At 68.9% G+C, this 20,882-nt stretch carries 25 protein-coding genes; 13 read left to right on the forward strand and 12 right to left on the reverse strand.

Annotation, left to right across the window (positions count from 1 at the left end):
- Positions 1 to 154 precede the first annotated feature (154 nt).
- Positions 155 to 379: a DUF2007 domain-containing protein gene (locus tag MKK88_RS12935; RefSeq protein ID WP_244000255.1), complete on the forward strand. Its 225-nt coding sequence runs from the start codon at positions 155 to 157 to the stop codon at positions 377 to 379.
- Positions 376 to 1,200, forward strand: coding sequence for a tRNA1(Val) (adenine(37)-N6)-methyltransferase (locus MKK88_RS12940; protein WP_244000256.1), 825 nt, complete (start codon positions 376 to 378; stop codon positions 1,198 to 1,200). Before MKK88_RS12935 ends, MKK88_RS12940 begins: the two co-directional genes overlap by 4 nt.
- Positions 1,201 to 1,230: 30 nt before the next feature.
- Here the strand turns inward: MKK88_RS12940 and MKK88_RS12945 are convergent, their stop codons facing one another.
- Together MKK88_RS12945 and MKK88_RS12950 are read right to left on the reverse strand one after the other, a co-directional pair.
- Positions 1,231 to 1,527 (reverse strand): hypothetical protein, encoded by a 297-nt coding sequence (locus MKK88_RS12945; RefSeq protein WP_244000258.1) that lies wholly within the window; start codon positions 1,525 to 1,527, stop codon positions 1,231 to 1,233.
- Between the two features lie 29 nt (positions 1,528 to 1,556).
- On the reverse strand, positions 1,557 to 2,231 hold the full coding sequence (locus MKK88_RS12950; RefSeq protein ID WP_244000260.1) for a trna delta -isopentenylpyrophosphate transferase: 675 nt from the start codon (positions 2,229 to 2,231) through the stop codon (positions 1,557 to 1,559).
- A gap of 272 nt (positions 2,232 to 2,503) precedes the next feature.
- On the opposite strand from MKK88_RS12950, the gene MKK88_RS12955 reads away from it, so the two are divergent.
- Genes MKK88_RS12955 through MKK88_RS12965 form a run of 3 tightly spaced genes read left to right on the forward strand, consistent with a single transcriptional unit; the run spans position 2,504 to position 4,069 of the window.
- Positions 2,504 to 3,304: a heme ABC transporter permease gene (locus MKK88_RS12955; protein WP_244000322.1), complete on the forward strand. Its 801-nt coding sequence runs from the start codon at positions 2,504 to 2,506 to the stop codon at positions 3,302 to 3,304.
- Between the two features lie 10 nt (positions 3,305 to 3,314).
- Positions 3,315 to 3,458 carry a heme exporter protein CcmD gene (ccmD, locus tag MKK88_RS12960; protein WP_244000261.1) on the forward strand — a complete coding sequence of 48 codons (144 nt, stop codon included), beginning with the start codon at positions 3,315 to 3,317 and terminating at the stop codon, positions 3,456 to 3,458.
- Entirely contained in the window at positions 3,455 to 4,069 is a 615-nt protein-coding gene (locus MKK88_RS12965) for a DsbE family thiol:disulfide interchange protein (RefSeq protein WP_244000264.1), read from the forward strand. Before ccmD ends, MKK88_RS12965 begins: the two co-directional genes overlap by 4 nt.
- Here the strand turns inward: MKK88_RS12965 and MKK88_RS12970 are convergent, their stop codons facing one another.
- Positions 4,070 to 4,684 (reverse strand): septation protein A, encoded by a 615-nt coding sequence (locus tag MKK88_RS12970; RefSeq protein ID WP_244000266.1) that lies wholly within the window; start codon positions 4,682 to 4,684, stop codon positions 4,070 to 4,072.
- Positions 4,685 to 4,770: 86 nt separating this feature from the next.
- Here MKK88_RS12970 and MKK88_RS12975 point away from each other — a divergent pair, with 86 nt between their 5' ends.
- Positions 4,771 to 5,031 carry a type II toxin-antitoxin system VapB family antitoxin gene (locus tag MKK88_RS12975; protein WP_244000268.1) on the forward strand — a complete coding sequence of 87 codons (261 nt, stop codon included), beginning with the start codon at positions 4,771 to 4,773 and terminating at the stop codon, positions 5,029 to 5,031.
- Positions 5,032 to 5,105: 74 nt separating this feature from the next.
- Here MKK88_RS12975 and ftsY read toward each other — a convergent pair whose 3' ends face one another.
- On the reverse strand, positions 5,106 to 6,446 hold the full coding sequence (ftsY, locus tag MKK88_RS12980) for a signal recognition particle-docking protein FtsY (protein WP_244000269.1): 1,341 nt from the start codon (positions 6,444 to 6,446) through the stop codon (positions 5,106 to 5,108).
- A 57-nt stretch (positions 6,447 to 6,503) separates the two neighbouring features.
- Here ftsY and MKK88_RS12985 point away from each other — a divergent pair, with 57 nt between their 5' ends.
- Complete coding sequence (locus MKK88_RS12985; RefSeq protein WP_244000271.1) at positions 6,504 to 7,178, forward strand: RluA family pseudouridine synthase; 675 nt, start codon at positions 6,504 to 6,506, stop codon at positions 7,176 to 7,178.
- 221 nt (positions 7,179 to 7,399) lie between these two features.
- On the opposite strand, the gene mtaB is transcribed toward MKK88_RS12985, so the two are convergent.
- Both mtaB and dapF read right to left on the reverse strand, forming a co-directional pair.
- Positions 7,400 to 8,626, reverse strand: coding sequence for a tRNA (N(6)-L-threonylcarbamoyladenosine(37)-C(2))-methylthiotransferase MtaB (gene mtaB / locus MKK88_RS12990; RefSeq protein WP_244000274.1), 1,227 nt, complete (start codon positions 8,624 to 8,626; stop codon positions 7,400 to 7,402).
- Positions 8,623 to 9,513, reverse strand: a complete 891-nt coding sequence (gene dapF, locus MKK88_RS12995; RefSeq protein ID WP_244000276.1) for a diaminopimelate epimerase — start codon at positions 9,511 to 9,513, stop codon at positions 8,623 to 8,625. Before dapF ends, mtaB begins: the two co-directional genes overlap by 4 nt.
- Before the next feature lie 213 nt (positions 9,514 to 9,726).
- On the opposite strand from dapF, the gene MKK88_RS13000 reads away from it, so the two are divergent.
- The 6 genes from MKK88_RS13000 (at position 9,727) to MKK88_RS13025 (ending at position 16,317) form a co-directional block, all read left to right on the forward strand.
- A complete protein-coding gene (locus MKK88_RS13000) occupies positions 9,727 to 10,464 on the forward strand; it encodes a GyrI-like domain-containing protein (RefSeq protein ID WP_244000277.1) in 738 nt (245 codons plus the stop codon).
- Between the two features lie 304 nt (positions 10,465 to 10,768).
- Positions 10,769 to 11,413 (forward strand): glutathione S-transferase family protein, encoded by a 645-nt coding sequence (locus MKK88_RS13005; protein WP_244000279.1) that lies wholly within the window; start codon positions 10,769 to 10,771, stop codon positions 11,411 to 11,413.
- An 85-nt stretch (positions 11,414 to 11,498) separates the two neighbouring features.
- Positions 11,499 to 12,152, forward strand: a complete 654-nt coding sequence (locus MKK88_RS13010) for a TetR/AcrR family transcriptional regulator C-terminal domain-containing protein (RefSeq protein ID WP_244000281.1) — start codon at positions 11,499 to 11,501, stop codon at positions 12,150 to 12,152.
- A gap of 12 nt (positions 12,153 to 12,164) precedes the next feature.
- Positions 12,165 to 13,184 (forward strand): ketol-acid reductoisomerase, encoded by a 1,020-nt coding sequence (gene ilvC, locus MKK88_RS13015; RefSeq protein ID WP_012322218.1) that lies wholly within the window; start codon positions 12,165 to 12,167, stop codon positions 13,182 to 13,184.
- 169 nt (positions 13,185 to 13,353) lie between these two features.
- Entirely contained in the window at positions 13,354 to 14,007 is a 654-nt protein-coding gene (locus MKK88_RS13020; RefSeq protein WP_244000283.1) for a pyridoxamine 5'-phosphate oxidase family protein, read from the forward strand.
- 375 nt (positions 14,008 to 14,382) lie between these two features.
- Entirely contained in the window at positions 14,383 to 16,317 is a 1,935-nt protein-coding gene (locus MKK88_RS13025) for a methyl-accepting chemotaxis protein (protein ID WP_244000284.1), read from the forward strand.
- A gap of 19 nt (positions 16,318 to 16,336) precedes the next feature.
- On the opposite strand, the gene tam is transcribed toward MKK88_RS13025, so the two are convergent.
- The 6 genes from tam to ilvN form a co-directional block, all read right to left on the reverse strand.
- Positions 16,337 to 17,119 (reverse strand): trans-aconitate 2-methyltransferase, encoded by a 783-nt coding sequence (tam, locus tag MKK88_RS13030; protein WP_244000286.1) that lies wholly within the window; start codon positions 17,117 to 17,119, stop codon positions 16,337 to 16,339.
- Positions 17,120 to 17,141: 22 nt separating this feature from the next.
- Positions 17,142 to 17,843, reverse strand: a complete 702-nt coding sequence (locus tag MKK88_RS13035) for a haloacid dehalogenase type II (RefSeq protein ID WP_244000287.1) — start codon at positions 17,841 to 17,843, stop codon at positions 17,142 to 17,144.
- Positions 17,840 to 18,904: a tryptophan--tRNA ligase gene (trpS, locus tag MKK88_RS13040; protein WP_244000289.1), complete on the reverse strand. Its 1,065-nt coding sequence runs from the start codon at positions 18,902 to 18,904 to the stop codon at positions 17,840 to 17,842. Before trpS ends, MKK88_RS13035 begins: the two co-directional genes overlap by 4 nt.
- Before the next feature lie 92 nt (positions 18,905 to 18,996).
- Complete coding sequence (gene nth / locus MKK88_RS13045; RefSeq protein WP_244000291.1) at positions 18,997 to 19,758, reverse strand: endonuclease III domain-containing protein; 762 nt, start codon at positions 19,756 to 19,758, stop codon at positions 18,997 to 18,999.
- A gap of 211 nt (positions 19,759 to 19,969) precedes the next feature.
- Positions 19,970 to 20,125 (reverse strand): hypothetical protein, encoded by a 156-nt coding sequence (locus MKK88_RS13050; protein ID WP_244000293.1) that lies wholly within the window; start codon positions 20,123 to 20,125, stop codon positions 19,970 to 19,972.
- A gap of 190 nt (positions 20,126 to 20,315) precedes the next feature.
- Positions 20,316 to 20,858: an acetolactate synthase small subunit gene (ilvN, locus tag MKK88_RS13055; protein ID WP_091712806.1), complete on the reverse strand. Its 543-nt coding sequence runs from the start codon at positions 20,856 to 20,858 to the stop codon at positions 20,316 to 20,318.
- Positions 20,859 to 20,882: the final 24 nt, after the last annotated feature.

Below are 20,882 nucleotides of genomic sequence, written 5' to 3' on the forward strand. Positions count from 1 at the left end.
CCAAGATGCGTGACCTCCAGACCGGTTCCGCCCCGGGCGGCGGGCGATCCCTTCGCACGGGCCCCGCGGCGCCGCAACATCGGTTCCCGTACCATATGGGCTCTCCGGGGTGCGGAGCCGACGCGGCGAAACCGCCGGCCCGCGGAGACCACTGATGGTTGAGTTGATCCGTGCCAACGATGTCGTGCTGATCGGGTTCGCGCGCACCATCCTCGAAGCGGCCGAAATCCCGGTCCTCGTGGCCGACAGTCATATGAGCCTGATGGAGGGCTCGATCGGCGTGTTCGGGCAGCGGCTGCTGGTGCCGCGCGACCACGAGGCCCAGGCGCGGCGTCTCCTGGGCGATGCCGGCCTCGCCCACGAGCTGCGCCAGCCGTGACCAACACGCCGGACGCCCTGCTGGACGGGCTCTTGCGGCTGCATCAGCCGCCGCGTGGGACTCACCGAGCCGGGACTGACGCGGTGTTGCTCGCCCGGCTGCTTGTTCCCGCGGCGGGCGACCGACTGTGCGACGTCGGCGCCGGGACCGGGGCGGTCGGCCTCGCCTGCGCTGCACTGGTGCCGGGCCTCCGGCCAACCCTGGTCGAACGCGATCCGGATCTCGCCGCGATGGCGCAGGTGAATGCCGCCCTCAACGGTATCGACGCGGAGGTACTCACGGCCGACGTGCTCGCCTCCGCGGCGGAACGCCGCGCAGCCGGTCTGCGGCCGGATCGGTTCGATATGGTCCTGACCAATCCGCCATTCTTCGAGGCCGGGATGCACCGCGTCTCGCCGCAGCCGGGCCGGGCCTCGGCCCACACTTTTCCCGCGGGAAGCCTGGACGCCTGGATCCGCACCTGTACGGCGATCCTGCGGCCGGGCGGGCAGATCGGTCTGATCCATCGGGCCGATGCGCTCCCCGCTTGCCTCGATGCATTCCGAAGCCGCTTCGGTGGGTTGGCGATCCGCCCTGTCCATGCTCAGGCCGGAGCCCCGGCGATCCGCGTGCTGATCACCGCCACGAAGGGCAGCCGCGCGGCCTTGAGCCTGTTGCCGCCCCTCGTGCTCCATGGCCGCGATGGCGCCTTCACCCCGGAGGCCGAAGCGCTCCACCGGGGCTTGAGTCCTGGATTCGAAAAAGCGGGCCCGCGAAAGGGCCCGGGGCAGAGCCCTGGGGACGTCTCAAGGCCCTGCCCTGAGGACCCGCCAAAGGGCTGAGCCTTTTGGAAACCCGGGCCGGACAGGCCCTCACGCCGCCAGGGCGGTCGGCGCCTCGTCGCGGATGCCGAGGAACCGCTCGACCTCCGGCAGATCCGAGAAGGCCAGGAATTCCGGTTGCAGGGGGGCCGGCAGGCCCTCGAAGTTGAGCCCCGGGAACGTGTCGGGGTGTGGGTAGAGCTGCCACGCCCCACCCTCATCCAGCGGCGGGAACAGGATGGCGACCTTTTCGTCGCCGAGACGTACGATCCGCGACGGAGAGTACGACAGCGTCTCGATGCTCCAGTCCCGGCGGGTCTTCACGGTGCGGCGCGTGGCGCGATGCATGGCGGTCTCCTGCGGTTGGGAATTCGGGGTCAGGCGGCGCTGCGGCGGCCGGGGCGCTTCGGCCAGCCGAGCGCCACGAGGCGCGCCTTGGCGTAGTCGCGGACCTCGTCGCGGGTGCCGGGCGGCATCGCGGCGAGGATGGTCTGGGTGGCGCCGTCGAGCATCAGATCGGTGACGGCATTGATGGTCTCCGCCTCGTCGATCCGGCGCTTGAGGTCGCCCTCGGCCTCGGTGACGTCGTCGAAAGCGGGCGCCTCCTCGAAATCCTCGTCGACGGCCCGGACGGGTATCTGGTGGGCGCGGAACTCGTCGGCCTCCTCCTCGGAGTAGACGAGCCCGTGCAGCTCGATCAGCTTGAGGATGACGCGGTCCTTCCCGCGCTTCTCCGCCATGGCGTAGACGTAGGCCGCCTGCTTGCCGGACACGCGGTAGTTCACGTTGACCAAAGCCTCGCCGAGCGACCACTCGACCCGCGCGGTCCCGGCCTTCGCACCGGGCAGGCGGCCGGTCACGAGGATCACGGCCTCGTCGCGCTCGGCCCGGATGATGGTCGGCGGCTCGAACACGATCCCGGCCTGCGCGGCGATCCGCTCCAACGTCTTGTGATAGATGACGGCCGTACCCTGGACCCGCCAGACGTTGCCCCCGAAGGGCTCGCCGTAGCGGACGAGGATGTCGGCGATCTGCTTGTCGGCGGTTCGCATGGCAGTTCGATCCGGCGGAAGGGCCGCGTCATCCACAGCTTTGTACGGCGACGCTCTTTCGTTCTCTTTTTGTTCGTATCTATATGCGTAATTCACCCGCCTTCCGCAAGGGCGGGTGCGCGGCGCATGCGCGTTTTCGGGTCTACGCGCGACGAATGACGACGCGGCGACGCGCGCGCGGTCCCGTGATCCGGCGCGTTGAAGCCCCGCATTGTTGCTGCACCGCACCCTAAGGTAGACCGGGCCTTACGATGTCCGAGACAGCAGCCGCGATGACGCCCTCCCTCTGGACCCGCCTGTCGAATCCCAGCCACTTCATGCGGTGGTCGGGCGCCCTCGTGCCGTGGCTTACGGCGCTATCGCTCGCCGTCCTGGCGGTGGGACTGTACCAGACCTTCTACGTCGTGCCGCCCGACTACCAGCAGGGCGAAACCGTGCGGATCATGTACATCCATGTCCCGGCGGCTTGGCTCGGCGTGTTCTTCTATGGCGCCATGAGCGTCTCGGCGATCGGCACCCTGGTCTGGCGTCACCCGCTGGCCGACGTGGCCCAACGCGCGGCCGCGCCGATCGGCGCGGCCTTCACCCTCATCTGCCTCGTGACCGGCTCCCTCTGGGGCAAGCCGATGTGGGGCACCTACTGGGTCTGGGACGCGCGGCTGACCTCGATGCTGGTCCTGTTCCTGATCTATTGCGGCATCATCGCCCTTTGGCGGACTTTGGAAGACCCGAACCGCGCCGCCCGCGCGGTGGCGATCCTGACGCTGGTGGGCGCCGTGAACCTGCCGATCATCAAGTTCTCGGTGAACTGGTGGTCGACCCTGCACCAGCCGGCTTCGATCCTGCGCATGGGTGGCTCGACCATCGATCCTTCGATGCTCTATCCGCTGCTGGTGATGATCGCCGCCGCGACGCTCGGCGGCACGACACTGCATCTTTACACGATGCGCACCGAGATCATGCGCCGCCGGGTCCGGACGCTGACGATCCGCGAAGCCGAGCGCCTGGATCGTACCCAACCCCGCATAACACCGCAGCCCTCGGGTGGGCTGCCTGTCGGACAACCGGTCTAGGAGCACCGCGATGGATCTCGGATCTCACGGCGGCTTCATCCTAGCCGCCTACGCCTTCACGGTGCTGGTGATGGCCGCGCTCGTCGGCAACGCGATCCGCGACCGGCGGACGCAGGTGCGGACTTTGAAGGGCTTCGGTGAGGACCGGCGATGATCGACCCGCATGACGACGTGACGGACCGGCCTCCCCCGGTCCGCCGCTCCCTGCTGCTGATCCTGCCGGTTCTCGCCTTCGCGGCCCTCGCTTCCGTCATGTTCCTGCGCCTGCGCTCCGGGGTCGATCCGGCCGCCCTGCCTTCGGCCATGATCGGTCGGCCGGCGCCGAGCTTCGATCTGCCGGCCGTGCCCGGGCTCACCGCCGCGGGCGCCCCCGTGCCGGGCCTGTCGAGCGCCGACCTGAAAGGGCAGATCACGGTGCTCAACGTGTTTGCCTCGTGGTGCGCGCCCTGCCAGGTCGAGCATCCGATGCTGATGCGGCTCGCCAAGGAGCCGGGGATCCGGCTCGTCGGCATCGACTATAAGGAGCCGAACCCCGAGGCCGGGCAACGCTTCCTCGCCCGGCACGGCGTGCCGTTCAGCGCCGTTGGGGCCGATGCGAGCGGGCGGGCGGCGATCGATTTCGGCGTCTACGGTGTGCCCGAGACCTTCATCATCGGGCCGGACGGGGTGATCCGCGATAAGCTCGTCGGCATCCTGACGCCCGAGAATTTTGCCAGCGTGCTCACGCGGATCCGGGCCGCCGGCAAGGTCGCGTCGGCGCAGTAATCACGCCTCCGGCTGCGGCGCCTTGTTCTCGTAGCGGGTCAGCAGCGGGGTCTGGGCCAGGGCGAACAGCACGGTGATCGGCATGATGCCGAACACCTTGAAATTGACCCAGAAATCTTCGGTCTGCGTCCGCCACACGATCTCGTTGAGCGCCGCCAGGACGAAGAAGAACAGGCCCCAGCGGAAGGTCAGCTTGCGCCAGCCCTCCTCGGTGAGGCTGAACATCGAATCGAGCACCACCGACAGGAGTGGCCGCCCGAAGGCGAGGCCGCCGAGCAGGATGGTGCCGAACAGGGCATTCACGATGGTCGGCTTGACCATGATGAAGGTCTTGTCCTGCAGCGCCAGGGTGAGCCCGCCGAACACCACTACGACCACGCCGGACACGAGCGGCATGATCGGCAGGCGCCGCATCAGCACATAGTGGATCGCCAGCGCCACCACGGTCGCCGCGATGAACAGGCCGGTCGCCACGAACAGCTTCTGGTCGGGGGCGACGCCGAATTTTTCCGAATAGGCGTTCCCGAGGAAGAACAGCACCAGCGGGCCGAGTTCGAGCGCCAGCTTCATCAGCGGCGGCAGGTGGCGGCGCGGGGGGACGGATTCGATCTGCATGCGCGTCAGTTGGCTCGGATGCGGCGCTTGGTAGGCTGGACGCGCCGGACTGGATTCGTCGGGGTGTGTGTAACGCGAGGCGCGCGATGTCCATCACGATCGAGAATGCGGAGGTCGAGGCGCTGCTGGCCGACCTCACACAGACGACCCGGCGGAGCGCGCCGGATCTGCTGCTGGCGCTGTTGCGGCAGGCGCGGGAGCAGATGTCCGACGAGACGGAGCGCCGCATCGCGGAGGGTCTCGCGGCCGACGAGGCGATGCGCCGTCGCTGGAATGCAAGTCCCGTAGCGGACCCGCGCCCGATCGAGGAGATCCTCGCCTACGACGAGAACGGACTTCCGGTGTAATCGTCGCGCAGGATCTCTAACCGTTCCTCGCGATCCTGCGTGACGAACCGGTGTCCACTTCGGCAGAGAGCGCTCTAATCCTTCTCCAGCCCGGCGATCGCCCTCGCAAAGTCCCGGGCCGCGAAGGGCTCCAGATCCTCCACCCCCTCGCCGACGCCGATGAAATGCACCGGCAGGCCGAACTTCGCGGCCAGCGCCACGAGGATGCCACCCCGGGCGGTACCGTCGAGCTTAGTCATCACCAATCCCGAGACCGGCGCCGCCTGCGAGAACAGCTCGACTTGGCTGATCGCGTTCTGGCCGACCGTCGCGTCGAGGACGAGGAGCGTGGCGTGCGGCGCCTCCGGATCCTGCTTGCGCAGGACGCGCACGATCTTCTCCAGCTCGGCCATCAGCCCGGCCTTGTTCTGGAGCCGCCCGGCCGTATCGATCAGCAGCACGTCGGTGCCGGCGGCCGAGGCCTGCTTCAGCGCGTCGAAGGCGAGGCCCGCAGCGTCCGCTCCCTGGGCGCCGCTCACCACCAGCGTGCCGGTTCGCGCGCCCCAGACCTTGAGCTGGTCGACCGCCGCCGCCCGGAACGTGTCGCCCGCCGCCAGCATCACGGTCCGGCCCTCGGCCCGCAGCTTCGAGGCGAGCTTGCCGAGGGTCGTGGTCTTGCCCGCCCCGTTCACCCCGACGGTGAGGATCACGAACGGCTTCTTGGTCGCATCGACGGCGAGCGGCACCGCCACGGGTTCGAGGGCCCGCTCGACCTCGGTGGCCAGGATCGCCCGAACCTCGTCGGGGGAGATGCCCTTCTCGTAGCGGCCCTTGCCCACGGCCTCCGAGATCCGCATCGCAGTCTCCAGGCCGAAATCGGCCTGGATCAGGGCGTCCTCCAGATCCTCCAGGGTCGTCGCGTCGAGCTTGCGCTTGGTGAACAGCCCTGTCACCCGCTCGGACAGCGCAGACGAGGTGCGCTTCATCCCGGAGGTAAGGCGGCCCCACCAGCCCTTCGCCTCCGGCTCGCGATCCGGCCCGGCCCCGGCATCGTGGGCCAAAGCCGCGGCGGCATCGACCGGCTGGATATCGGGCTGCGGCTCGATCACCGGCTCGCGGTTCGCGTCCCCCGTATCCACCGGATCGGCGCCGTGGGCGGGATCGTCACCGGCCGTGCCCGCGGGCGGGCGCTCGGGCTCACCCTCGATCGGCAGCAGATCCGCGCCCTCGATGACGTCGGCCACCGGCTCGCCGGTCTCCTCGGGCGGCAGCGGAATGTGTTCGACATCCTCCGCTCCGGTGGCGAAATCGGGCTGGCCCTCGGAGGGGGACGCCGCTTCGGCAGGCAGTTCAGCCTCGGGCTTCTCCTCGTCCGTCGTCGGGCCCTTGCGCCCGAACAGGCGTCCGAACCAGCCGGGCTTCTCCTCGCTCGCCATGAAATCGCGTCCTCGCCCTACCTTGCCGACCCGGCGCCGACCCTCTAGCCGATCCGGATGTCCAACGCCTTCGACATAGGCGCGCGCCTCCTCTACCGCGATGCCCTGCTGCTCGTCATCGACAAGCCGCCGGGTCTGCCGGTCCATCCAGGCCCGCGCGGCGGCGAGACGCTGACCGACCATCTCGACGCCCTGCGGTTCGGCCTGCCCCGCCGGCCCGAGGCTGCGCACCGGCTCGACCGGGACACGTCGGGCTGCCTTGCCCTCGGCCGCCACGCCAAGGCGCTGGCCCGGTTGGGCAAGCTGTTCGCCGGAAGCGCGGTGGACAAGACCTACTGGGCGGTGGTCGAGGGTGGACCCTCCGAGGAGTCCGGCTCAATCGACCTGCCGCTCGCCCGCCGCTCAAACGATCCGCGCTCCTGGTGGATGAAGGCCGATCCCGCCGGGGACCCGGCGCTGACCCATTGGCGCGTGCTCGGCCGGGCCGAAGGGCGAACCTGGCTGGCGTTGAAGCCGGTCACCGGCCGCACCCACCAGCTTCGCGTGCATTGTGCGGCCTGCGGCTGGCCGATTTTGGGGGATGCGATCTACGGGGCGGCCCCGCGCGGGAGCGCCCTGCACCTGCACGCGCGGTCACTGTCGGTCCCGCTCTATCCGAAGCGCGATCCGATCACGGTGACGGCGCCACCGCCGGCGCATATCGCCGAGGCCGCGGCACCGATGGGGCTATAGGCGCAGCCGTTTCAAGCTGTTGAGCCCGGCTTGCCGACGACCCATTGAAGCGCGCCCTCTCCCCGGACGCCGGTAACGCAGTGGACGGCGATTCCGGAACCGGCACGGAAAGCGTCGCGCAAGCGGCCCAATCTGTCCTCAGCGGACAGGTCGCGCCATCATACCCGGGATCCTAAGGCGCATTCCGCTGTCGCGGCATACGCTCGGGGAAAGGGTGCGCCTCACGCCGCAATCAGCCGCGCTCCATCGTGAGCCACGATGGCGACGGCGCACAACGTGCCGGGCTCAGGCTCCGCCGCCAGTCGCACCGGCGTGAAATCCTCGGCGCGCCCCGTCCCGCCGCGCTCCGCCAGGACGGGCAGCCGCCGCCCGACCTGCGCGTCGAGGTGCCACCGCAGAGCCTCCGCCCCCACCGCCCGCAATCGGGCAGCCCGCTCGCGGATCGCCTGTGGTGCCACGGGCGGCATCCGCGCCGCGGGGGTCTCCGGCCGGGGCGAATACGGGAAGACATGGAGATGCGTCAGGCCACATTCGGCGACGAGTTCGAGGGAACGGGTGAACTGCGCTTCGGTCTCGGTGGGGAAGCCGGCGATCAGGTCCGCCCCGAACACGAGGTCGGGGCGCAGCCGCCGCGCCGTCGCGCAGAAGCGAATCGCGTCCGCGCGGCTGTGCCGGCGCTTCATACGCTTGAGGATCAGGTCGTCCCCCGCCTGGAGGGAGAGGTGCAGGTGCGGCATCAGCCGCTCCTCCTCGGCCAGAGCCGCCAGAAGGTCGTCGTCCGCCTCGACGGAGTCGATCGAGGACAGGCGTAGTCGCGCCAGGTCCGGCACCGCGCGGAGGATCGCGCGCACCAGGGTACCGAGCGACGTGGGAGCGTCGGACAGATCACGGCCGTAGGCGGTGAGATCGACGCCCGTCAGCACGACCTCGCGGCCGCCATGCGCGACGATCGTCTCGACCTGCGCGATCACATCGACGACCGACACCGAGCGCGACGGGCCACGTCCGAACGGGATGACGCAGAAGGTGCAGCGGTGATCGCAGCCATTCTGCACCGGTACGAAGGCCCGTGTATGCCCGGCGATGGCCGCGACCCGGGTCGGATCGGCGGCACGCACAGCCATGATGGCGCCCGGCCCGGTCCCGACGGCCGACCAGCCCTCCGGCCGCAGCTTCTCGCCGTTGCCGACGAGGCGCGCCACCTCGGGCATGGCGGCGTAGGCCTGCGTCTCGACCTCGGCGCCGCAGCCGGTGACGACAATTTCCGCCTCGGGCTGCTCGCGGGCGATCCGGCGGATCGCCTTCCGGGCCTGCCGCCCCGCCTCTGCGGTGACCGCGCAGGTGTTCACCACGATCCGGTCGCGCCCGTCCGCGCCGGCATGGGCCCGCAGGGCCTCCGACTCCACGATGTTGAGCCGGCAGCCGAAGGTCAGCGTCTCGACGCTCATCCGGTGAGGCCGGAAAAAAGCTCCGGCGCGAAGGTTCCCTCGGCCACGAGCGCGACGGGGCCGGTCATGAGGACGTGGTCGTCGGCGCGCCATTCCACGAACAGCTCGCCGCCCGGCAGCGCGACCTGCGCCTGCCGGCCGATCATCCGGAGCCGGGACGCCGCCACCACGGTGGCGCAGGCGGCGGTGCCGCAGGCGAGCGTCAGCCCGGCGCCGCGTTCCCACACGCGCAGCTTGATCGTCTCCCGGCTCGTTATCTGGGCGATCGAGATGTTGGCCCGCTCGGGGAAAAGCGGGTGGTTCTCCAGCATCGGGCCGATCCGGCCGAGATCAAAGGTCTCCGGGTCGGCCTCGACGAAGAACACGGCGTGCGGGTTGCCCATGTTCACCACGCCCGGCGAGTGCAACACGGGATCGTCGATCGGCCCGACTTGCAATTCGATCCGCCGTGTGTCGGGAAACGGCTCCGACAAGGGGATTTCGTCCCAGGCGAGCTTCGGCTGGCCCATATCGACCGTGAAGGCGCGCTCCGAGACCCGGCGCACGCCGAGGAGGCCGGCCCGGGTCTCCAGCATCAGCCGGCTGCCCTCGGCGGGGCGCGCCATGGCCGGATCGTCGAGCATCGCGTAGGCGACGCAGCGGGTGCCGTTGCCGCAGGCGCCGGATTCCGAGCCGTCGGTGTTGTAGATCCGCAGGAACGCGTCCGTGCCAGGGCTCACGGGATCGTGCAGCACCATCAATTGATCGAAGGTCGAGCCCGGATCCCGCGCAATCGCCCGTGCGTCTTCGGGCTGAACCCGTGCGCTGGAGCCACGCAGATCCAGCACCACGATGGCATTGCCGGCGCCGTGCATCTTCAAAAAGCGTCTGTGGGCCAGTGCGCTCATGCGGTCCCGCGGCTCGGAGGGGGTCGGCCGGCTATATGGCAAAACCGCGGGGCCGGCGCGAGGGGCCCTCTGTCGTGGCAGATGCGCCGCATCCGCGGCCCTCTGATGCGGCCCTCATGCACGGCCCACTCGCGGGCGATCCCGATCGCCGCTACCCTATGTAGTGGGAAGCCTGGGCGGACGATCCGCCGGGCCCCGACCGGAGCGCCCATCGTGATCCGCCTTCGTCCGCTCGCCGTTCTGTCCATCGGTCTCGCGCTGGTGGCTGGCCCGCTCGCCGCACAGCAGCCGGCCCCGCCGCCCTCGACCGCACCCTCGCCCGCTCAGACGAACCCGCTGCCGACCACCACGGCTCCGAACCCGGCGGCCGATCCGGGCAGGAGCCCGGCACCGGCCCCCGAGCAGGCGGTGGCGCCGCCACCGGCCGGGCAGAGTGCCGTCGGGACGCCCGCGCGACCGACCCTGATCGACAAGCCCGGCGAGCCCGGCGACGTCGACGAAGTGACGCTGCCGGCCAAGCCCGCCGCCATCGTCACGGGCAAGACCAAATGGGAGGAGGCGGTGCCGAACCTCAAGCAGGCCTTCGCCCGGATCGAGGCCGATCTTGCCAAGCTCGGCATCGCCCCGGCGGGCCGGCCCCTCGCGGTTTTCACCCGAACGGACGATGACGGCTTCGAATTCGAGGCGATGATCCCGGTTGCTTCGGCGCCGACCCCGCCCCCAGCGGAGACAGACGGCCTGCGCTTCGGCACGACACCCTCGGGCAAGGCGCTGCGCTTCGCCCACAAGGGCTCGTACGAGTCGATCGACAGCACCTACGAGACGCTCACCGCCTATCTCGATGCCAAGGACATCGTTGTGCAGGACCGGTTCGTGGAGGAATACGCAACCGATCTGAAGGACAGCACCGACGATAATCTCGATGTGAATATCTACGCGCTGGTGAAGTAGCAGGCTGCCCTTCGCGGAACCGCGCATCTCCCCCCGTTGCAGAAGGGAGATGCGCGCGGCACGGAGCCCTCGATCCCGAATCTGTCCGATCCCCAGCATGATCGAACCCTGGCCAGTTTGGGTCGTGCTTCCGATCGGTCCGGCTGTCCGCGGCGCAGCAGGGACGGATCAGGTCCGATCGCACGATCAGCGGACGCGCATCCTCAGACCCATCGGCGTTGCTGCAGCTGTGGTCCTCGCTGAAGTTCGCCACCAGATCGCGAAACTGCTCGGGCTTTGACGCGGCACGCTGTATAGCGGTGCCATGACCGCCCGCACCCTCTACTACGCCCCCGGCGCCTGCTCGCTCGCCGCCCACATCATCCTGGAGGAATCCGGCCTGCCCTACGAGGGCATCAAGCTGGACCTCGCGGCGGGCGATCAGCGGCGGCCGCAATACCTGTCCATCAACGATCGAGGCCGCGTGCCGGCTTTGACCGAGGACGGCTGGGTGCTCACCGAATGCGCCGCGATCCTGCGCCACGTCGCCCGTCAGGTACCGGAGAAGGGGCTGTGGCCCATGGATGCCCGGGAGCAGGCCGCCGCCGACGAGTGGCTCGGCTGGCTCGCCTGCAACCATCACATCACTTACGCCCATGTCCGCCGCCCGGAGCGCTATACCGACGACGAGGGTGCCTTCGAAGGCATCAAGACGAAGGCGGCCAACACCTACGCGGATCTCGCCACGATGACCGAGGTACGCCTCTCGGACGGCGGCTGGGCGGTGGGCGACCGCTTCAGTGTGGTGGACGCTTACCTGATGGTCTTCTGGTTCTGGGCGAATGGACCGACGCTGCGGTTCGACATGGCCGGGCGCTTCCCGGCTTGGACCGCCCATGCCCACCGCGTCGCCGAGCGCCCGGCCGTTCAGGCCGTCTTCGCCCGCGAGGGGTTGCCCCTCCCCCGCTGACAGGGTTCGGTCGCGGCCCCCTTGCCGCGCCCTATGAATCAGCCTACAGCGCGTACCGTACGGTACGGTACGCTACTTCGAGACGATGCAGGCCAGCGCGACAGCACAGCAGGACGCTCCCTCGGCACGCCAGCAGGCGGTGCTGGATGCCGTTCTCGGCCTGATGGTCGAGGACAGCGAGCAACTCACGATGGACGCCGTGGCGCGCCGGGCAAGTTGCTCGAAGGAGACGCTCTATAAGTGGTTCGGCGACCGCGACGGGCTGCTGACCGCGACGGTGCGCTGGCAGGCCTCCCGGGTCCATGCCGGGCACGACGCCGCGCAGGTGCTCGACGGCGCGACCCTGCGGGAACGCCTGCAGGACTTCGCCGTGACATGGTTGGAGGTCATCACCGGCCCGACTTCGGTGGCGCTGAACCGCATCGCCATCGCGCATGCGGGCTCGCGCAAGAGCAATCTCGGCGGCATCGTCCTGGCGAATGGACGTTTCGCCATCGGCGAGCGGGTGAAGCCCGTGCTGGAGGCAGGGCGCGCCGCCGGCCTGTTGGCCTTTGCCGACAGCGAAGCCGCCTTCCGCACCTTCTTCGGCCTCGTCGGCCGGGATATCCAGATCCGACTTCTGCTCGGCGAGACCCTCGACCTCGACGGGGTCGGGATCCGGCGCGATGCGGGCCGCGCCGTCGAGCAGTTCCTGGCCCTCTACGGCCGGGCCAAACCCGACCCGAACCACCAAACTTAAGAGGAGACAGACATGCGGGTGTATTACGATCGCGACGCGGACCTGAACCTGATCAAGGGCAAGAAGGTCGCCATCGTCGGCTACGGCAGCCAGGGTCACGCGCACGCGCTCAACCTGCGCGATTCGGGCGTGAAGGACATCGTCATCGCCCTGCGCGAGGGTTCCGCCACCGCCAAGAAGGCCGAGCACGAGGGCTTCAAGGTCCTGTCGGTCGCCGAGGCCGCCAAGTGGGCCGACGTGGTGATGATGCTCACCCCGGACGAACTGCAGGGCGACATCTACCGTGAGTCCCTTGAGGGCAACATGAAGCAGGGCGCCGCGCTGCTGTTCGCCCACGGCCTCAACGTCCACTTCAACCTGATCGAGCCGCGCAAGGATCTCGACGTCCTGATGGTCGCCCCGAAGGGCCCCGGCCACACCGTGCGTTCCGAGTACCTCCGCGGCGGCGGCGTGCCGACCCTGATCGCCATCGCGCAGGACGCGAGCGGAAACGCCCACGATCTCGGCCTGTCCTACGCCTCGGCCAATGGCGGCGGCCGCGCCGGCATCATCGAGACGACCTTCAAGGAGGAGTGCGAGACCGACCTGTTCGGCGAGCAGGCCGTGCTCTGCGGCGGCCTCGTCGAGTTGATCAAGGCCGGCTTCGAGACCCTGGTCGAGGCGGGCTACGCCCCCGAGATGGCCTATTTCGAGTGCCTGCATGAGGTGAAGCTGATCGTCGACCTCATCTACGAGGGCGGCATCGCCAACATGAACTACTCGATCTCCAACACGGCCGAGTACGGCGAGTACGTCACCGGTCCGCGCATCGTCACGCCCGAGACCAAGGCCGAGATGAAGCGCGTGCTGAACGACATCCAGTCGGGCACCTTCACCCGCAACTGGATGCTGGAGAACAAGGTCAACCAGACCTCGTTCAAGGCGACCCGCGCCAAGCTCGCCGCCCATCCGATCGAGGAGGTCGGCGCCAAGCTCCGCGGCATGATGCCGTGGATCTCCGAGAAGGCGCTGGTCGACAAGACCCGCAACTGATCTTTCGGGACGACGCGGCCGGGCCTTGCTCGGCCGCGGATGCGCGGGGCCGGTTACGCGAAGGCGTAGCCGGCCCTTCGCGTTCCAGGTTGCCCGATGCGCGTCATCCCGGCCATAAGCCCCCCAGCGGTCCCGCCGGTACGAGGACCGGCAAGCGGGGAGGACACGCATGGCATCGCTCTATTCCGACGCGCACCGGGCGCTGCAGGAGGAGTTCGGCACCACCAAGCTCGCGGTGCGCCTCGACGAGAACTGGGTCCACGAGAGCATCCAGCCGGAGGAGGCCGCCTTCATCGGCTCCCGCGACATGTTCTTCCTCTCGACCGTCGACCCCGACGGCATGCCGACCGTCTCCTACAAGGGCGGCCCCACGGGCTTCGTGAAGGTGCTCGACGCCGGCACGCTCGTGTTCCCCGGCTTCGACGGCAACGGCATGTTCTACTCGATGGGCAACATCGAGGGGCAGGCCAAGGTCGGCCTGCTGTTCATCGATTTCGAGACGCCCCACCGCATCCGTGTCCAGGGCCATGCGACGCTGCTGCGCGACGATGCGATAATCGCCGAGTACACCGAGGCCAAATACCTCGTGAAGGTTGCGGTGACGAAGATTTGGGTCAATTGCCCGCGCTACATCCACAAGTACCAGAAACTCGAGCAGAACAAGTATGTGCCGCGGCCTGACCGCGAAACCCCGCTTGCCGCTTGGAAGCGTCTCGATCTCGCGGGCGACGTGATCAGCGATGCCGACAAGGCGCGGGTCGCCCAGGAGGGCCGGCTAGAAGTCTCTGAGTACGAGGCGCTGATGGCCCGCGGCGAGGCTTAATTGTTCCCTGCGGGCCGCCCTAGCAAAGTCGGACGGCTGGCACTCAATTCTTGCGCCGAAATTTCAATCCAAGAGAGATAAATCGAATTAGAGCGGATGCAAATAAAGCACAATATGTGTATGTGTCTTTCGTCCCAACTGATCGTATTATAATTCCGAATTTCTTGACGGTATGAAAGGGTCTTGTTAAAAAACAGCTCGAATTTCGTTACCCGCTTCTTCACGGGCATTCCGAGTATGTTTTCGCTGCCACTGCGCGTTGCCGTAATCTGCAGCGTCCTGATCGCTGCGGTTTTCGCGGGTGGGACGACTTTTCTTACCCGCCGGATCAGCGCCTCCTTCGAGGAGCAGACAGCCAAGAGACAGTCGGAAACCTTGTCGAACGAAGCGCACGAGGTCCGAATTCGCCTCGCCGTCGCGGCCAAGGCTGCCGAGACCATTGCGGCCTCCGCCTCTTCCCTGCGCGCCGGCGGCATCCAGGATCGCGGAGTCTACGATGCGATGCTGCGCGAGCTGCTGCGGACAAATCCCAACCTGATCGCGACTTGGACGGGATGGGAGCCGAACGCCCTGGACGGGCGCGACAGCGCGTTCGCAGGCACGCCCTCCTCGGACAGGAGCGGTCGCTTCATGCCCTACTGGAATCGCGGCAGCGGCGCGATCAAGCGGGAGGTCCTTACCGGCTACGAGGCCGAGCCGGACGGGGCCTATTACCTCCAGCCGAAGACGCTGAACCGTTTGGTGGCCATCGAACCCTACATCTACCCGGTGGCCGGGAGGGACGTCGTCATGATGTCGTTCGGCGCACCGATCATCGTGGACGGCGTGTATCGCGGCACCGCCGGCGTCGACATCGATCTCGGATCGCTGAATGCCCATCTCGGCGCGGTGAAGCCGTTCGGGACCGGCTATCTCGCCATGGTCTCGGCGAGCGGAACGACCGTCGCGCATCCGACCGGCGCGGCTGGGAAGCCGTTGCAGGACTTCGACGCATCGACGGCCACCGCGGCCAGGCAGGCGATCGCGGCGGGGGCCATGGTGGTGACCGACGCCCCGGGCCCGGACGGGGCGCTCTGGCGCTACATGGCGCAGCATATCCAAGCGGGGGAGGCCCCGGACCGCTGGGCCATCGTGGTCGCGGTGCCGGTGGCGACACTCACGGCCGCCGCCGATCAGGCGCGCGCGATGCTGATTGGCATCTCGGTCCTCTGTGTCCTGATCGGATGCGCGGTCATCTTCACCGCGCTGAGTCGCCTCGTCGGAAAGCCGATCCGCGCTCTCGGCGGCACCATCGGCGTCATGGCGGCAGGCGATTATGGGGCGGACGTGCCCGAGGCGCGGCGCCGCGACGAGGTCGGGCTGGTCGGGCGGGCCGTCCTGAAGCTGCGCGACGGCCTGCGGGCGCAGGCGGAAGCCGACGGGCAGGCGCGGGCGGTAGCGCAGGCCGCAGCCGATCAGGAGCGCAAGCGGATGACGTCGGATCTGGCGAACACATTCGAGCAGGCGGTCGGCGGCATCGTCGAGACGGTTACGCGTGCGGCCACCGAAATGCAGAGAACCGCCAAGACGTTGGCCGCCACGGCGTCGGAGACCGCCGGCCAATTGACGACCGTCGCGGCCGGGGCCGAGGAGGCCGCCTCCAATGTCCGGGCCGCGGCCTCGGCGGCCGAGGAACTCGGCAGCTCCGTGCAGGAGATCGGGCGTCAGGTCCAGGGTTCCGCGCAACTCGCGAAGGCCGCGGCGGAGGAAGCCGGGCGTACGGTGCGGCTGGTGGAGGATCTGAGCGCGGCTGCGATGAAGATTGGGGACGTGGTGGCGCTGATCAGCGGTATTGCGGGCCAGACCAATCTGCTGGCCCTCAACGCCACCATCGAGGCTGCCCGGGCTGGGGAGGCCGGCCGGGGCTTCGCGGTGGTGGCCGCCGAGGTGAAGGCGCTGGCCGAGCAGACCGCAAGGGCGACCGATGAGATCGCAGGCCAGATCGCCCGTGTCCAGGATTCGACCGCGCAGGCGGCCTCGGCGATCGGCAGCATCACGACGCGCGTCGACGAGATCAGCGGCGTGACCACGACGATCGCGGCTGCGGTCGAGCAGCAGGGCACGGCAACCCAGGAGATCGTCCGCAACGTGACTCAGGCCGCCGCCGGCACGGGCGGGGTGACGACGAACATCGCACGCGTGGCCGACGCCGCCGACATGACCGGCTCGGCCGCGAACCACGTGCTGGACTCGTCCGCGAACCTGTCGCGCCAGTCCGAGCTTCTCCGGGCGGAAGTCGGCCGCTTCCTCGGTACGGGGCGCGCGGCCTGACACCCATTGAGCGAGCGCGTTACGCAGCCCTTCGGGCGACGATGAACACCCGTGGAAAGGCGAGCAGGCGGCGTCCGTCGCTGCGGCAAGGATAGGCCCCGTCGATCGCGCGGGCATAGGCGGCCAGGAAGCCGGTTCGCTCCTCGGGATCGAGCGGCTCGAGGAACGGTCGTAGCCCCGTGGCGCTCACCCAATCCACAATGGCGGCGGCATCCGCCATGCGGTGGTGATGGGCGGTGCGCCAGACATCCACCTCTGCGGCCGAGGGCGCCAGCAGGTCGTAATAACCAGCCGGCTCCAGCATCCGCCCGAGGCGGCCTGCCACCGCCGGGTCTCCGATCGCGGCCGCCCAGGTGTCAGCGCTGGCAACCTCCCGCATCAGGCGGTGCGTGGGCTCAGCGAGGTTGTCGGGCATTTGCACGGCCAGCACGCCGCCCGGGGCGAGGAGACCGAACAGCCGCGGCAGCAGGGTCGCGTGGTCCGGCAGCCATTGCAGGACGGCGTTGGCGTAGATCAGGTCCGGCGCCCGGTCCGGAACCCAGCTCGCGGCATCGGCCTGCGCGAAGGTCAGACCGGGCAGCCGGGCCCGGGCGCTCTCCAGCATGGCGGGTGAGGAGTCGAGGCCGATCACCTCGGCGTCGGGGAAGCGGGCCGCGATCAGCGCGGTGGAATTACCGGGTCCGCAGCCGAGGTCGTAGGCCAGACGCGGCGTGTCGAGGGGAACGCGGGCGAGGAGTTCGGCTGCCGGGCGCGTCCGCTCGTCCTCGAAGCGGGTGTAAAGGGCGGGGTTCCAGTCGGCCATCGCAACCCTTCGTCGGTCCCGTTCAGCAGCCGAGCTGGTCGGCGAGATCCGCCAGATCTCGTGCCGCGTGGGTGACCGGCACGGTGGGCGCAGTCTCGCCCCCGGCCGGGCCGTGCTCGTGCGGCCGGGCGATGTGGGCCGTGGACAGGCCGTGGCTCGCCGCCGCCGCGAGATCGTTCGAGTGGGCGGCCACCATCATCGTCTTGCTCGCCTCAAAGCCGAAGGCCGCGATCGCGTCGCGGTAGAGCGCCGGCTTCGGCTTGTAGTCGCGGGAATAGCCGGCGCCGAGCACCGCGTCGAAGATCAGGCGGTTCCGGCGGGCGAGGTCGGCCATCAGCCGGATATGCCCGTTCGAGTTCGGGGCCAGAAGGTGCTTCTCGCGTAAGCGCCGCATCGCGTCCGGCACCTCGGGCCATGCGTCGAGCCGGTGCCAGGCCTGGACCAATTCGCGCTGAACCTCCGCGGACACGTCCGCGATTCCGAATTGCGCCAGCACGTCGGGCAGGGATTCGGCTTGCAGCGTGTCGAGGTCGACGAAGGGCCGGGCACCCGAGCGCACCGTCTCCATCGATGGATTGTACTGAGCCCGCCATGCATCCGCGAAGGCGCCCCCATCGAGGTTCGACGCGACGGGCGCGAGCAGACGCGCGGCCTCGCGTGCGACGCCGGAGCGCCAGTCGACCAGTGTCCCGAAGACGTCGAAGACCAGCGCCCGGATGGTCATCGCACCGCCTGAAGGCTAGGACCGCGTCGGACGAAGCCGACGATGTCCTTGACGGCGTCCAGCGTCGGGGCGGCGATGGCCTCGGCGCGGGCGCTGCCATCGGCCAGCACGGCGTCGATATGGCCGGGATCGGCGGTGAGGCGGCGCATCTCCCCGGCGATCGGCGCGAGGCTCGTCACGGCGAGGTCGGCTAAAGCGGGCTTGAAGGTCGAGAACTGGGCCCCGCCGAAATCGCGCAGCACGTCCTCCCGGGTGATGCCGGCGAGCGCCGCGTAGATCCCCACGAGATTGTCCGCCTCAGGCCGCTCCTTCAGGCCGGCCACCTCGGAGGGGAGAGGCTCCGGATCGGTCTTGGCCCGGCGGATCTTCTGCGCGATGGCATCCGCATCGTCCGTGAGGTTGATGCGGGCATTGTCGGACGGGTCCGATTTCGACATCTTCTTGGTGCCGTCGCGCAGCGACATGACCCGGGCGGCCGGGCCGCCGATCAGCGGTTCGGTGATCGGGAAGAACGCGTCACCATGGCCATGCGCGGCGATCGACCCCGCGAAATCGGTGTTGAACTTCTGGGCGATGTCTCGGGTCAGTTCCAAATGCTGCTTCTGGTCCTCGCCCACGGGGACATGCGTCGCGCGGTAGGCCAGGATGTCGGCTGCCATCAATACGGGATAGTCGTAGAGCCCGATCGAGGCGTTCTCCCGATCCTTGCCGGCCTTGTCCTTGAACTGGGTCATGCGGTTCAGCCAGCCGAGGCGGGCGACGCAGTTGAAGATCCAGGCGAGTTCGGCGTGCTGATGCACTTGGCTCTGGTTGAACACGATGGAGCGCTTCGGGTCGATGCCGGCGGCGAGGAACGCGGCCGTGACCTCGCGGATCTGGCCGCGCAGGGCCTCCGGATCCTGCCAGAGCGTGATCGCGTGCATGTCGACCACACAGTACAGGCACTGCGCTTCACGCGCCTGCATTTCCACGAAGCGCTTCACCGCCCCGAGATAATTGCCAAGGTGCAGGTTGCCGGTGGGCTGGACGCCCGAGAAGACCAATTCGGTGAACGCGGCCATCGGCGCCGATCCTGAGCAGTACAAGGCCGGGGCTCCGCGCCAGCCGGGCGGGGGTTACTCGCACCCGTAGGCTGGACCGGTCAAGGATGCGATCACGGCTCCCGCGTGGGCAGCTTCGCGCTGGGGCAGAGGTCGACCAGGACACAGCGCCCGCAGGCGGGGCGCTGATGGTGGCAGACCTTCTGGCCGTGCAGCATCAGGATCTCGTGATTGTCGTAGAGATCCTGCGCGCTCCAATCGGCCGGGAGCTGCGCCCGTAGAATCGCGTGCGACGGTCCGACATCGACCCGCTTCCCGATCAGGCCGAGGCGCTGGGCGACCCGGTGATGGTGGCTGTCCACCGGCAGGGCCGGCATCCGCAGGGTGGAGAAGGACAGGACCGCCGCGCTGGTCTTCGGACCGATGCCCGGAATCGCCTGCAGCCACCCTCGCGCGGCCTCGACCTCCATATCGGCCAGGAAGGCGAGATCGAGGGTCCCGCACCGGTCGCGGAGCGTCCGGAGCACGTCGCGGATGCGCGGCGCTTTCAACTCCGGCCATGTCACGCCCGCGATGGCAGCTTCGATCTCTGGCACGTCGGCGTCGATCACCGCCTCCCAGTCCGGGAAGCGCACCCGCAGCGCCTTGAAGGCCCGGCCGGATTCAGCGTTACGCGTCCGGTGCGACAGCAGCGAGGAGACGAGTTCACTGACCGGATCGAGACTGTGGAAGTACGGGATCGGGCAGCCATAGACCGGGCAGAGCCGGCCGTGGATCGCGAGCGCCTTCTCGGCGAGGGCGGGATCGCCGGGGAAGGGGTCGATCTTTCGGCCGGTCCGCCGGTGGGTTTCGGTTTGAATCGGAGCGAGGGGCATGGCGGTCGAATCCGCGAGCCGTCGCTGCTGTTCCGAGCTGCAGAGGACAGCGGCGATCTGTCCGACCGAGGGCCGATAGCTGATGACACGGCGCGCGGCGGCGTTCATCTGGACCTACGAGACGATCAGTGCCGGGCGGCGTCCCTCCCGTTCGGTCTCACGCACAGGTCCGGACACGACGCGGATCAGCTGTCTCGCTTCCAGCGACGAATCAGCGGGGATCGTCGTCATCGATGATCTCAGAGCCGACATCCGGACCCCAATCCACCGTCGCCGGCTCTAATTCGCGGCCCAGATGACGCATCTCGGCCACCATCGCCTCACGGGTGTAGATCGGCAGCCCGTCGAAGACCGGCGCCCGGCGCATTGCGTGGGCTCGGGCTGTGCCAGGCGCTTCGACACGATCGCCGCTGTCGCGCCGTCGCAATTGCCGAGTTCCTCGGTCTCCGCGCTGCCCAGCCGCACGGCGAGGTCGTCACCCCAGCCAATGACCCTGGCTTCCAGCGCGCCGCCCTCCTGCGGGGACGCGCATCCTCGCAGAGGCGTCGGCCGGGAGGTTACAGCGGCTCCGCCCCGCGCCCCATCGCGGAGATCCCGGTCCGGCAGATCTCCACCAGCCCGATCACGCTCATCAGGCGCACGAACCGGTCGATCTCCTCCGTGGCACCGGTCAATTCGAACACGAAGGAGTTGAGCGTGGCGTCCAGCGTCTTGGCGCCGAAGGCGGCGGCCAGCCGCAGGGCCTCGCTGCGGTGCTCGCCCTCACCCTTCACCTTCACCAGGCAGATCTCGCGCTCGATGGCGTTGCCCTGGAGCGTGAGGTCCACGACCCGGTGCACCGGCACGAGCCGGTCGAGCTGCGCCTTGATCTGCTCGATCACGGCGTTGGTGCCGGTGGTCACGATGGTGATGCGCGAGATGTGGCGCGCCTCCTCGGTCTCCGAGACAGTCAGGCTCTCGATGTTGTAGCCGCGGCCGGAGAACAGGCCCGAAATGCGGGCGAGCACGCCGGGCTCGTTGTCGACGATCACCGCCAGCGTGTGCCGGTTCACCGGCTCGACGCGGACGGCATCGGGGTAGTGGGTGTTCATCGCGTTCATGGCCGGCTTCGTCCTCGTCGGGGT

This window comes from Methylobacterium sp. E-005 (assembly GCF_022829725.1).
GTDB lineage: Bacteria > Pseudomonadota > Alphaproteobacteria > Rhizobiales > Beijerinckiaceae > Methylobacterium.